At 75.5% G+C, this 13,184-nt stretch carries 6 protein-coding genes and 1 tRNA gene; 6 read left to right on the top strand and 1 reads right to left on the bottom strand.

Annotated features, from left to right (window positions below; all coding sequences use genetic code 11):
• Positions 1 to 2,112 (top strand): MGH1-like glycoside hydrolase domain-containing protein, encoded by a 2,112-nt coding sequence (locus tag GA0070213_RS19790; protein WP_091066513.1) that lies wholly within the window; start codon positions 1 to 3, stop codon positions 2,110 to 2,112.
• Positions 2,109 to 4,871 carry a glycoside hydrolase family 2 protein gene (locus GA0070213_RS19795; protein WP_175441411.1) on the top strand — a complete coding sequence of 921 codons (2,763 nt, stop codon included), beginning with the start codon at positions 2,109 to 2,111 and terminating at the stop codon, positions 4,869 to 4,871. Before GA0070213_RS19790 ends, GA0070213_RS19795 begins: the two co-directional genes overlap by 4 nt.
• Before the next feature lie 342 nt (positions 4,872 to 5,213).
• Here the strand turns inward: GA0070213_RS19795 and GA0070213_RS19800 are convergent.
• A tRNA-Leu gene (locus GA0070213_RS19800) sits at positions 5,214 to 5,300 on the bottom strand.
• 199 nt (positions 5,301 to 5,499) lie between these two features.
• Here GA0070213_RS19800 and GA0070213_RS32265 point away from each other — a divergent pair.
• From GA0070213_RS32265 to GA0070213_RS19825, 4 genes are all read left to right on the top strand, one after another.
• Positions 5,500 to 8,226 carry a tetratricopeptide repeat protein gene (locus tag GA0070213_RS32265; protein ID WP_245716477.1) on the top strand — a complete coding sequence of 909 codons (2,727 nt, stop codon included), beginning with the start codon at positions 5,500 to 5,502 and terminating at the stop codon, positions 8,224 to 8,226.
• 144 nt (positions 8,227 to 8,370) lie between these two features.
• Entirely contained in the window at positions 8,371 to 11,004 is a 2,634-nt protein-coding gene (locus GA0070213_RS19815) for a fibronectin type III domain-containing protein (protein ID WP_091066517.1), read from the top strand.
• Positions 11,005 to 11,029: 25 nt separating this feature from the next.
• Positions 11,030 to 12,025: an AAA family ATPase gene (locus tag GA0070213_RS19820; RefSeq protein WP_091066521.1), complete on the top strand. Its 996-nt coding sequence runs from the start codon at positions 11,030 to 11,032 to the stop codon at positions 12,023 to 12,025.
• A 2-nt stretch (positions 12,026 to 12,027) separates the two neighbouring features.
• On the top strand, positions 12,028 to 13,182 hold the full coding sequence (locus tag GA0070213_RS19825) for a DUF58 domain-containing protein (RefSeq protein ID WP_091066525.1): 1,155 nt from the start codon (positions 12,028 to 12,030) through the stop codon (positions 13,180 to 13,182).
• The last annotated feature ends 2 nt before the right edge of the window (positions 13,183 to 13,184 follow it).

Below are 13,184 nucleotides of genomic sequence, written 5' to 3' on the forward strand. Positions count from 1 at the left end.
ATGACCCCCGACACCGGCTTCCCGGTCGACGACTACACCCCGCATGGCTACCTCGACGTGCCCGAGCACACCCGCCGACTCACCCCGTACGGCGTCGTCCGCTCGCACGACCTGGGCTTCCGCTGGCACTTCCCGGCGTACGCCCGGGCCTACGGCGGCCGGAGCGAGGTCTACCGCGCGGGGCTGCGGATCGCCGCCGACGGGGCGCTGCACGGCGCCGACCTCGACGGGCTCGGCGCGCCGTACCACTCGAAGAACCTGGTGGCGTTCCGGGCCGAGCGGCCGGCCGGGCCGATCGCGGCGGAGTTTCACCTGGTCGGTCCCGACGTGCTCGCGGCCCGGGTACGCGCCCGCGTCGCCGACCGGCTCAGCGTACGGGCCGACTACACCCGCCAGATCGGCGCCGACCGCAGCTGGGGCGAATCCGGCCTGGTGGGGCGGCGCACCGGCGACACCGTCCTGCTGCAGGGCTTCGAGGACGGTGAGGCGTTCGTGCTGTGGGTGTCCGAGCCCGACGCCGTCGCCGCGCTGACCACCGACGCCGCGACGGCCGACGGCTGGACCCGGGACGGCCTGCCCGAGGCCCACGGAGCCGGCCCGGTCACCGCACTGGGCGAGCAGGGCCAGCGGGTCGACCTGGCCGCCGTGGTGCAACTGGGCGCCGGGGAGCACGACCTGACCGTGCTGCTGGCACGCGGCCGCACCGAGAACGAGGCCCGGTCCCGGCTCGCCGAGGCCCGCGACCGGCGGCCCGCCGTCCACGCCGCCCTCACCCTCGCCGACCGTGCCTTCTGGTCCGGTGCGCCGCTGCTGTCCGGGGACTGGCCGGCGCACTGGCGACGCGGCCTGGTGTACGACCTGGAGACGCTGCGGATGATGGTCAAACCGCCGGTCGGCGTGTACACCATGGCGTGGGACGCCATGCAGATCCAGGCCCCGCGGGTCGTGCTCGGCGAGGCCGCCATCGACGCGCTGCTGCTCGGGTACGCCGACCCGGCGCTGGCCCAGCGGCTGCTGCTGGGCACGTTCGCCGACGCCTCCGAACCCCACGTCCCGTGCTCGCGCGAGGACGGCAGCCACAACATGGTCTCGGCCGACGGCAGCGCCTGCGGCACCGGTCCGCAGTGGGGCTGGCCGTGGCTGGTGCTGCGGCGCCTGTGGGACGCCCACCCCGACCGCGACTGGCTGGAGCGGATCTATCCGCTCCTGGCCGGCTACCTGGACTGGTGGCTGGAGCACCGACGCGACCCCGAGGGCTGGTTGGGGCACGCGTGCAGTTGGGAGTCCGGCCAGGACCTGTCGCCGCGGTTCGGCGCGCAACCGCTCGGCGGCGGCCACCCGACGTACCACATCCGGCCGGTCGACCTGCACGCCGCGGTGGCGCATGCGGCCGGTGTCATGGCGGACTTCGCCCGGGTCCTCGGCCGGGAGCGCGACGTGCCGGGCTGGGTGACGCTGGCACGGGACTACGGCGAGCGGACCGCGCGGCTGTTCACCGGCGCCCGGTACGCCGACACGGACGGCCGGACCGGCGAGCCCACCGAGGTCGAGGACGTGATGCTCTGGTCACCGCTCGCCCTGGGCCTGGCCGGCGCGGAACAGACCGACGCGCTGCGGGAGGCGATCCGCGCGGTCGACCCGGCCGACCTGGTCTGGCCGATGTTCGTGTGGACCGTGGTGGACGCGGCCCTGGGTGCCGGCGAGCACGAGGTGGCGGCGGCCGTGGCGGGAGCGGTGGTGGACCGGGCCTACCGGTTCTGGGACGCCCGCGAGGCCGACGACGAGCGCACCCTGCCGGGGATCGCCTGCGAGTACTGGCCCCCGTCGGGACGGTGCGGCGGCGAGGGCTACGGCTGGGGCGCCTTCGGCGTACACCTGTTGCTGGGGGTGCTGGTCGGCGCCCGGTCCGTCGGCGACCGGCTGCTGGTCCGGCCCAACCTGCCGGCCGACCTGCGGGTGCCCGGACGCACCTACCGGGTCCGGCTGGCCCACCGGGGTCGGCCGGTCGAACTCACCCTGCGACCGCGGGCCGACGGGGTCGACGTGACGGTCGACGGCCGGACCGCCGCTCTGGGCTGGGCCGAGGAGCACGGCTGGGAGCTGGCCTCATGAGCGTGGTCGGGCCGTGGGAGTGCCGCCTGGCCGGCGCGGGCGAGTGGCGGGTGGTGCCGGTCCCCGGGTCCTGGGAGCAGGCCGGCATCCCGATGGACCGGTCCGGGCCGGTGGAGTACCGCGCCACCCTGCGACCGCCGGCCGACGCCGCCGGTCGACGGCTGCGGTTGCGGTTCGGCGCGGTCAGCTACGCCTGCGAGGTGCTGGTGGACGGCCGGGAGGCCGGCCGGCACGTCGGGATGTGGGACGCGTTCGAGGTGGACGTGACCGGGCTGGTCGAGCCGGGCCGGCCCGCCGAGCTGCTGGTCCGGGTCGAGAAACCGGCAAGCCTCACCGGCGGCCCGGACTCGGCCCCGGTGCCGGGCCGGTATCCGGCCCGGGAGACGCTGGCCGGCTTCCTGCCGTACGTCTGGGGCCACTCCCACGGCGGCGTGTGGCAGCCGGTCGAGCTGCTGGTCAGCGGCGACTGCGCGGTGCGGGACGTGGCCGTGTCCGGTGACGTCGGGCCGGGCACCGAGGCCGGGCGGCTCTCGGTGGCCGCCACCCTGCTCGGCCCCGGCGAGGTGACCGTCGAGGTCCACGATCCGGACGGCCGGCTCGTCGACCGCCAGCAGCGGACCGGGGACGCCGAGGTGGCGTTCGAGCTGACCGTGCCGGAACCCCGGGCCTGGTCCCCGCACGACCCGGCACGGTACGCGGTGACCCTGCGGACCTGCGACGGTGACGAGCGCACCGTGCTGGCCGGGCTGCGCCGGCTGACCGCCGACGGGGCGTTGCTGCGGCTGAACGGCGAGCCCCTGTACCCCCGGATGATTCTGTCCTGGGGCTGGTACCCCGACCGGCTGCATCCCGACCCGGGACCCGAGCGGGTCCGCGCCGATCTGGTCGAGCTGCGGCGGTTGGGGTTCAACGGCGTCAAGCTCTGCCTGTGGTTCCCGCCCGAGTACTACTTCGAGCTGGCTGACGAGCTGGGCATGCTGCTCTGGGTCGAGCTGCCCATGTGGCTGCCGCATCCCACCGCACACTTCCGGGGGCAGCTGTTCACCGAGGCGGAACGGCTGGTCCGGGCCGCCGCGAACCACCCGTCGGTCATCCTGGTCACGCTCGGCTGCGAGCTGTCCGCCGCGGTCGGGGCCGACGTGCTGGGCCCGCTGTACGACCTGGTCAAGCGACTCGCCCCGGGGGTGCTGGTGCGGGACAACAGCGGCTCGGGCGAGGCGTACGGCGGGCTGCTCGACGAGTACGCGGACTTCGACGATCACCACTTCTATTGTGAGCCGGCATACTTCCGGGCCACTCTCGAGCATTTCGCGCCCCGCTGGCGGCAACCCCGACCCTGGTTGTTCGGCGAGTTCTGCGACCTGGACACCTTCCGTGACCTGCGCCGACTCGACACGTCCCCGGACACCGGCCGTCCATGGTGGGTGAGCGCCGACCCGGCGGTGAACCCGCAGGGCGCGCGCTGGCAGTACGACGTGCCCGCGCAGGAGGAGACGCTGCGCCGCAACGGCCTCTGGGACGCCGGCGCCGAGCTGGAACGGATCTCCGCCCGGCAGGCCGTGCTGCACCGCAAGGTGACCCTGGAGGCGGTCCGGACCCGGACCGACACCAGCGGGTACGTGGTCACCGGCGAGCGGGACACCCCGATCAGCACCGCCGGCGTCTGGGACGACCTGGGCCGGCTGAAGGTGGACCCGGAGGAGTTCGCACAGTTCAACGGTGACCTGGTGCTGGCCCTGGACTGGGACCGCCGGCGCGCCTGGGTCGCCGGTGGTGACCGGCCGGCGCCGTTCGACACCTGGTGCCATCCGGTCGGGGCGCGGGTCCGTGCACACGTGGTGCTGGCCCACCACGGCCGCACCGGCGGGCCGGCACGGGCGCGGTGGCACGTCGGATTCCCCGACGCGGACCCGTTCGCCACCGGCCGGCTCGACGCCGACGCGCCGCGCGGCACCGTGAGCGGACTGGGCGTCGCGGAGTTCGTGGCACCGGCGGTGGACCGGCCGCGCCGGGCCGTACTGCGGGTGGATGTGGACTGTGCGGGCGAGACCACCAGCAACGCGTGGCCGTTCTGGGTCCTGCCCGGCGACGGCTGGGCCGACGCCGGGCCGGTGGCCGTGATCGATCCGGCCGGACGCCTGCCCGACCTGGCGAAGGTGGCACCCCGGGTGGTGCCGCTGGACACCCCCGGTGCGGTGCTGCTGGCCACGGCCTGGACCGCCGCGGCCCGCCGGCACGTCGCGGCCGGCGGCGGCGCCGTCCTGCTCGTCGACGCCGCCACCGCCGACCCGCCGCTGCCGGTGGCCGCCATGCCGTTCTGGCGGGAGGCGGTGAAGGTCGTCGAGCCGCATGAGGCGTGGGGCGACTTCCCGCACGACGGGTGGACCGACCTCCAGTTCGCGGGCATGGCTCCGGACCTCGCGCTGGCCGACGCCGACCGGCACGCCGGCGCCCGGCCGCTGCTGCGCCGGGTGGACGCCCGCACCAGCGCGGTGCACGACTACGCCGTGGAGTTGCCGTACGGCAGCGGCCGGCTGATCGTCACCACGCTGCGCTTCGACGGTTCGGCCGGCGACCAGCCGCTGGGGCTGCGCCGCAACACCGGCGCGGCGTACCTGCTCGGCCAGTGGGTCGGCGCGCTCACCGGCCCGGCGGCCCGGCCCGATTCGGCCGTCGGGGACCGGGCGGTCCCGGACGCGGTGGCGGGCCCCGCGGAGCCGGCGGTCCACCCTGCCCCGGAGGGCGGATGGGGGCACTGATGCTCGGGCCGTCGCTGTGGCCCTCCGGTCGGAGCCGACCGATCAGTCAGGAGAATCCGACCGGCGCGTGGGGCGCGGGCACCACCGGAGGCTGGTGGGCGGTCGGGCGAACTCGGCGACCTTCTCGGTCACCGCACGTGGCGAGTCGGATCCACGATGCACCGAGGTGCAGATCGTCGCCGTCGTCGAGGAACTTGGAGACCTGGTGGCCGCCTCACGAGACGCACGGCGAACACAGGATAGAGGTCTACCGCAGCCTCGGGCTGCACCTGTCGTCTTCGTCCCGGAAACACAAACGGTGCGGGCAAGCGTTGACCTTGCCGCGCACCGTTGGGATTCAGTTGGTGTCCGAGGGGGGACTTGAACCCCCACGCCCTATACGGGCACTAGCACCTCAAGCTAGCGCGTCTGCCATTCCGCCACCCGGACCTGCCCGTCCAGCCTACCCAATCGACCGAGGTGATCGCGTCACCGCATCGGCCGGCCCGGCGGGCCGCACGGGGGATTACTGTACACGGCCCGGAACGATCATGCACATCACCACCGGCGCACCAGGTATGAGCAGCTCAGACCCAGTGCAATCCGGGCGGGTAGCGCGGGACCGACGAGTCCGGGCAGCATTGCTCTCGTGTCCCACCCCTCCCCGCTGACCGCCGCGCAACACCAGGCCCTGGCGCTTCGCGCCGCGGGCGACCTCACCGGCGCCCGCCGCCTGCTCGCCGACGCGATCACCGCGGCCCGACCGGCGTACGGCGAGGACCACCAGGACGTCCTGGCCACCGGTCACCTGCTCGCCCGGCTGCACCGGGAGGCCGACGACCCGGCCGCCGCCCGCCGGGTCCTCGAGGAGGCCTACGCGGCGGGTGAGCGCCGTCGCGGCGACGCCGACCCGCTGATGCTCGCCCTCAGCTTCGACCTCGCCGGCGTGGCGGAGGAGCTGGGCAACCGGCACGAGGCCCGCCGCAACTACGGCCGGGTGGCCACCGCCGGGCCCGCCGTGCTCGGTCCGGACCACCCCGCGGTACGCGCAGCCCGCCACTATCTCGGCGGCTCCGCCGCCGCTCCCGGCGGTTACGGCCCGCCTCCCGGCGGCTCCGCCGCCGCTGCCGGTGGCTCCCCCGATCCGGCATTGTCCGGGCCCACCGTGTCGCTGCCGGCGGTCGCGCCCTCGTACCCTCCCCGACCGGTCCCGCCGCCGCCTCCCGCGCCCCCGGTGCCCGGCGCCGAGTGGGCGCCACCACCGAGGTCGGCGTCCCGGACGCCCTGGCCGGGGTCGACGTCGCCCCGGAGCGCGCGGACGCCGCTGCCGCCTCCACCGGACATCCCTTCCTCGGCACCCCCGGCCCCACCCGCCGCGCCGGAGCGGCAGTCGAGTCCCTGGGCACCGCCTTCGACGCCGCAGGGAGTGACGCCGGTCCCGCCGGGCCACGGCGTGACGCCGGTCCCGTCCCGGCCGCCGGTCGTCCCGCCGCCGATTCCCGGGCCTCAGGCGCCGAGCCCCGGGCGGCCGGCGCCCACCCCCGGGCAGCCGGCGCCGACCCCCACGGCCGCTCCCCTGCCTCCGGCACCGGTGATCCCGCCGTCTCGCCGGCCGTCGCCCGACGTCGGGGCAGATCCGGCTGCGCCGGCCCGCGCGATGCCGGCCTCCACCGCGCCGGTGCCACCGCCTCCGTCCACCGCACCGCCCACGCCTCGCCACCCGGCCCCGGTCTCGGGCCCGCCGCCGAGCGGCGTCCTGCCGCCACCGCCGAGCGTTCCGGTCCCCCCGCCGGTCTCCGCGCCGCCCGTCCCGGCGCCCGTGTCGGGCCCGCCGGTGGCGGACCCGATGGCAGCGCAGCCACGGACCACGGTTCCGGGGCCGGGGCCCGCGCCGGCGGTCGCCCCGTCCACGCGTACGCCGGACAAGCCGGTGGGTGACCGCGTCCCCGGCGCGGCGACGTCCGGACCGGGCTGGGACAACCCGACCATCCAGGTGCAGCAGATCGGCCCGTTGCTGCGCGAGGAGGCGGAGCGGCAGGCCGCCGCCGCGCCCGCCCCGGTCGACGAACCGCCCACGGATCCGCACGACGCCGGCGCGCCACCCGTCAGCGCACCACCGGCAACCGCGCCGCCGGTCGGCGGACCGCCGGTCAGCGCACCACCCGTCAGCGCACCACCGGTCAGCGCACCACCCGTCAGCGCACCGCCCGTCAGCGCACCGCCCGTCAGCGCACCGCCGGTCAGCGCACCGCCGGCAAGGAACGCACCGCCGGCAAGCGGGCCGCCGGTCAGCGGGCCGCCGAGCAGCGGGCCGCCGGTCAGCGCAACCCCGTCGATCGGGCACTCGCTGACCGCACCGCCCCCACACCCGGTCAGCGGTCCGCCGGGGCATCCGGTGAGCGCACCGCCCACACACCCCGTGACCAGACCGCCGACCCGGTCAGCGAACGCCGCGCCCGCGTATCCGGTGAGCGGACCTCCGGGGTATCCGGTGAGTGGGCCCGGCGCGTATCCGGTCAGCGGTGCGCCGGTCAGCGGCTATCCGCCACCGCCGGTGAGCGGGCCGCCGGTCGCGCCGGTCAGCGGCACGCCCGTGCCGCCGTGGGGGTTGACCGCACCACCGTGGAGCAGCGCGGCGCCGTCGCAGCCGGTCGCGGGACCGGCCGGGGCCGAGCCGGCGGGAGCCACCCACGCCGCCCCCGGCGCGGGTGGGGAGCCCTGGACCGCCGAGGACGGCCACGGAGCCGACCGGGACGACCGGAGCAACCGAGCGGACGCGCCCCTCGACGAGCGGCCGCTGCCGGTGTACGACGGGTTGCTGGACTTTCCCGAGACGACGCGGCCGGAACCGGTGCCGTACCCGGAGCAGGGGTCCTGGCCGGCGGTGCCGGCGGCGTTCCACCAACCCGCCGCGTACCCGGTGGCGGAGGAGCCGGAGCCGCGCGGCCGCAACCGGACGGTGCTGGCCCTGGTGGTCGGCGGCGCGGTGCTGGCGGTGGTGGCCGCGGTCGCCGGGGGCGCGGTGTGGCTGAACCGGGACGCCGCGCCGCCGGCCCCGGCGCCGACCGCGGTGAAGCCGAAGGTGACCGGGCCACCCCCGGGTGACCTGCGGTTGCGCGACGACACCACCACGATCACGGTGACCTGGACCGACCCGACCGATGGCGGGGTGCCGTTCGTGGTGGCCGGGGGCCGCGCCGGGCAGAAGCTCGGGGTGATGGCCACCGTGGACGCCGGGCAGACCCGCTACACGGTGAACGGGTTGAGCGCGAAGCTGGACTACTGCTTCACGGTGCTGGCGGTCTACTCGACCGACACGTACGCCACCTCGGGTCAGGTGTGCACGGACCGGGAGGGCGGCGGCACACCGAACTGACCGGTCACCGGGGACACGCTCGGTGTCCACAGCGGGACGGTGCGGGTTTCACCGGCCCCGGCCGGCACCTATGATGGCTCCCGGCTCTGGGGAGGGTCGGCCAGGTGTGGCGCCTCCTCCACCGACGCGGGAAGGCAGCCGGCTGTGACCACCATCGAGGACGTCACGAGCACCGCCGGGCCGGAGACGGCCCGCCCCCGGAAGCGGTTACGCGGCGGGCTGGTGACCATCGGCACCGTGGCGGCGCTGCTGGCCGCGATGGGGTTGACGGTGCTCGGGTTGGGCGCCGCCGACAACGCGGTGGCCAACTTCGACTCGTCGTCCTGGCTGTGGAGCACCACCCGCAGCGAGCTGGCCCGGGTCAACGGCATCACCGCCCGGGTGGACACCCGGATGGAGGTGCCCGGCGGGCGACGCCACCAGATGCAGGTGGCCCAGACCGACCGGCTGCTGATCCTGCGCGACCTCAACACCGGCCAGGTCAGCTCCCTCGACCTGGCGACGTTGCAGATCACCGCGACCACACCGACCGCGCCGGGGCTGGGGGTCAGCGTCGCGCTGCACGACGGCGCCGCGTTCGTGGTCGACGCCGTGCAGGGCATCGTGCGGCAGCTCGACCCGCGGGCGTTGACGCCGGTGGGCGAGCCGGTGCGCTACCCGCCGGGCATCACCGGCGGCACGTTCGACGGCGCGGGCAAGCTGTGGGTCGCGGTGCCGAGCGAGGGCACCGTCTCGGCGGTCACCGCCGCCGACCTGCCGGCCACGCCGGGTGAGGCACCGCCCGCCGGGCTCAGCCCGAAGCGGGTCGAGACGTACGACGTGGCGGAGCCGGCGCACGAGCTGGTGGTGTCCACCCTGGACGAGGGCGTGGCGGTGCTGGACCGCACGTCGGCGTCGCTGGTGACGGTCACCGGCGGCGAGACGCGGCGGGCCGACCTGAGCACCATGACCGCCCCCGGCAACCTGCCGACGCGCACCAGCGGTCCGCAGGTGCCGGTCACCGTGCCGGGCGACCGGTCGGTGCACGTGGTCCGCGACGGCGCCGAGGTGAAGCGGTTCACGGTGCCCGGCGACGGCGCCCGGCTCAGCCCGGCGGTGGCCTGGGCGGGGCGGTTCTACTGCGCCGACGAGGACACCGGCACGGTCTACTCGTTCGACGCCGCCGGGCATCTGGTGGAGACGATCAAGGGTTCCGGCCGACCCGGGCCGGTCGAGCTGGAGGTTCGCGAGAACCACCTGTTCATCAACCCGCCGGACTCGTCCACCGCGCAGGTGGTGGACGACCGCAACCGGGTCCGTGAGGTCAACAAGTACGCCAACGACGTGCTCGGCGGCGACCCGCCGCCGGCTCCCCCGCCGCCGCCCCCGCCGAAGAAGCCGAAGGTGGGCAAGCCGGGCGCGCCGAAGTCGGTCCGCGCCGCCGCCGGCAACGCCTCGGCGCGGGTGAGCTGGCAGCCGGCCCCGTCGAACGGCGCCGAGATCACCCGGTACGTGGTGGCCGGCGGCGGCCAGACCCATCAGGTGGGCGCCAACCAGCGGGCGCTGGAGATCACCGGCCTGACCAACGGTGAGACCTACACGTTCGAGGTGCACGCGGTGAACGCCAAGGGCGACGGTCCGGCGCGCCGCAGCAACCCGGTCGTGCCGACCGCCGAGGTGCCGGACCCACCGGCCGAGGTGACCGCCGAGGCGCGGCCGGACGGCACGGTCCGGGTGAGCTGGCCCGCGGCGAACGGCCAGGGCAACAAGGTCGCCCGGTACGCGGTGACCGCGACCTCGGCCGGCGCGAGCGCCCCGGCCGGCGAGTCACCGAAGACCGAGCTGGTCGTGCCGGCCGGCCAGTTGGAGTACGGCACGCAGTACGCGTTCACGGTGACCGCGGTCAGCGAGAAGGGCGCCGGGTCGAAGGCGTCGCCGGTGAGCAACACGGTGGTGCCGTTCGCGGCGCCGAACGCGCCGGGCGAGTTGCGCGCGTCCACCGTGGCCGACCAGCCCGGCACCGTCGCGGTGCAGTGGTCGCCGGCGGTGGAGAACGGCCGCCCGGTGACGAAGTACGTGGTGGAGGCCGGCGGGAAGACGGTCGAGGTGACCGACGTGCGGGCGACAGTGGGCGGGCTCGGCGACGGTCAGAACGTCACGGTGACGGTCAAGGCGGTCAACGAGGCCGGCGCGGGCGCGGAGGCCAGCACCACCGCCCGCACCGTGGCCGCGCCGCGGATCACGGTGACCGGCTCGTCGGCGGACGCCACCTCGGTGACGGTGACGTTCACCGTGGACGCCGGCGGCGGGCGCGCCACCTGCACGGCCGCCACCGGCGGCAAGACGGCCACCGGGAGCTGTGCCAGTCTGCGGGTGACCGGGCTGACGCCGGGCACCGGCTACACGGTGACGCTGACCGCGAGCAACGCGGCCGGCAAGAACACCGCGAGCCGCGCGCAGACCACCGACCCGATTTACGGCGTCGCCACCTGCAAGAACGGCCCCTCGGGCGACCAGCGGACCTACTGCGACCGGGAGATTCCCGGCGAGCGCAACGGCAATGAGATCTTCGAGATCACCCAGCAGGACGACAGCCGGCAGGCCGGGTGGGTGGCGGACGGCACCCGGCTGCGCGCGTACTGCAAGAAGTCGGGCAAGAACGTGGACTCCTGGATCTACAACGACAACAAGCAGAGCACCTGGTGGGTACAGGTCGACTACAAGGGCAAGAACTACATCCCGTGGGCCTGGCTCAACCTGGAGGGCGGCGACAACATCAACCTGCTGCCCACCTGCTGACCGCGACATCTCGAAGGGCACCGGTGTGAACACGCACGAACCGCTGAGCCAGCCGGAGGTGCAGGGCTTCGCCGCCCTGGCCGCCCGGCTCGCCGACAACGTCAACGCGGTCGTGCTCGGCAAGCCGCAGGTGGTGCGGCTGGCGTTGACCGCGCTCTTCGCCCAGGGCCACGTGCTGTTGGAGGACGTGCCCGGCGTCGGGAAGACCACGCTCGCCCGCGCGGTGGCGGCCACCGTCAAGGGTGAGTGGCGGCGGATCCAGTTCACCCCGGACCTGCTGCCCTCGGACGTGTCCGGGGTGACCATCTTCAACCAGGCCACCCGCGGTTTCGAGTTCCACCCGGGGCCGGTGTTCGCGAACATCGTGATCGCCGACGAGATCAACCGGGCGTCGCCGAAGACCCAGTCGGCGCTGCTGGAGGTGATGGAGGAGCGGACGGTCACCGTGGACGGCGTCCGCCACCCGGTGCCGCAGCCGTTCCTGGTGGTGGCCACGCAGAACCCGGTGGAGATGGACGGCACCTACCGGTTGCCGGAGGCGCAGCTCGACCGGTTCCTGGTGAAGCTCTCCGTCGGCTACCCCGACGAGGCGGTCGAGGTGGAGGTGCTGCGCGGCGCAACGGTCCGCTCCCCCGACTCGCTGACCGCGGTCACCGACACCGCCACGGTGGGTGAGATGGTGAAGATGGCCCGGCGGGTGCACATCGCCGAGCCGCTGTACGCGTACGCGGTGCGGCTGGCCGCGGCCACCCGTACGCACCCGCAGGTGCGGGTCGGGGTGAGCCCGCGCGGGGTGATCGCGTTGACCCGGGCGGCGTGCGCGTACGCGCTGATCGACGGGCGGGGCTGGATCATGCCGGAGGACCTGAAGGCGCTCGTCGAGCCGGTCTTCGCGCACCGGCTGCTGCTCACCCCGGACGCGCAGGTGCGCGGCGTCACGCCGGCCGAGGTGCTGCGCCAGGCGGTCGCCTCGGTGCCGGTGCCGCTGCCGTCGGGCCAGCCCGCTCCGGTGCACGGCTGAGCGTGGGGATCACCGCCCGTGGGGTCGGGTTGCTCGTCGCCGCAGTGGTGCTGCTGGGGGTCGGCTTCCGGTACGCGTACCCGGAGCTGACCGTGCTCGGCGCGGCGGCCGGCGTCGCGGTCGGCTACGCCGTGGTGACCGCCGCCTGGCGGCCCCGGTTGACCGTGGAGCGTCGCGCCGACCCGGACCGGGTGGCGCGCGGCGAGCCGGCGGCGATGGAGTTGGCGGTGCGCAACACCGGCCGGTTGCGGGCGGCGAACCTGGTGGCCGAGGACCGCTGCGCGGGTGAGCTGGTGCCGGTGCCGCTGCTGCGGCTGCGTCCGGGGCGGGAGACCCGGGTGCGCTACCCGGTGCCGACGCAGCGGCGCGGGGTGGTGCCGGTCGGCCCGCTGCGGGTGGTCCGCCGCGACCCGCTCGGGTTGATGGCGTTGGCCCGCGGCTACGGCGGCACGGTCCCGGTGTGGGTGCACCCGCGCATCCACCCGTTGTCCGCGGTGCCCACCGGCGCCGGGCGCAGCCTGGACGGGCGCGTCGACAGCGTGCCGCACGGGTCGATCACGTTCGACTCGCTGCGGGAGTACGTGGTCGGCGACGAGCTGCGCCGGGTGCACTGGCGGACCAGCGCGCGGGTGGGTGAGCTGATGGTGCGGGAGAACGTGGACACCAGCCTGCCGCGCCTGGTGGTGGTGCTGGACAACAGGGCCGCCGCGCATCCGGTGCGCTCGGCCGGGGTGGCGGAGTCGTTCGAGTCGGCGTGCGAGGCGGCGGCGTCGGTGGTGGCCGCCGCGGTGCGCGAGGACCTGCCGGTGCACCTGCTGCTGGTCGCGCCGGCCGAGGTGGAGCCCGCGGGCGCGGCCGGGCCGCTGGACCGGCTCGCCGCGGTGGAGCTGACCGGCGGCGGGGCGGAGGTGTTGTCGACGGCGACGAGCCGGCTGCGTCAGGAGCGACTCGGCGACACGCTGGTCTTCCTCACCGGGCCGGGCGCCGGCGACGAGTTGGGGCACGTCGGGGCGCTGCGCGGCGCGTACCCGTCGGTGGTGGTGGGGATGTTCGGCGCGAGCGCGCCGACGGCGGCCGCCGCGACGGGCCTGGTGGTGCTGGACGCGGCCGACGGCGCGGCGTTCGCCGCCGAGTGGGACGGGATCCGCCGGTGGTGACC

The organism is Micromonospora humi (genome assembly GCF_900090105.1).
Lineage (GTDB): Bacteria > Actinomycetota > Actinomycetes > Mycobacteriales > Micromonosporaceae > Micromonospora > Micromonospora humi.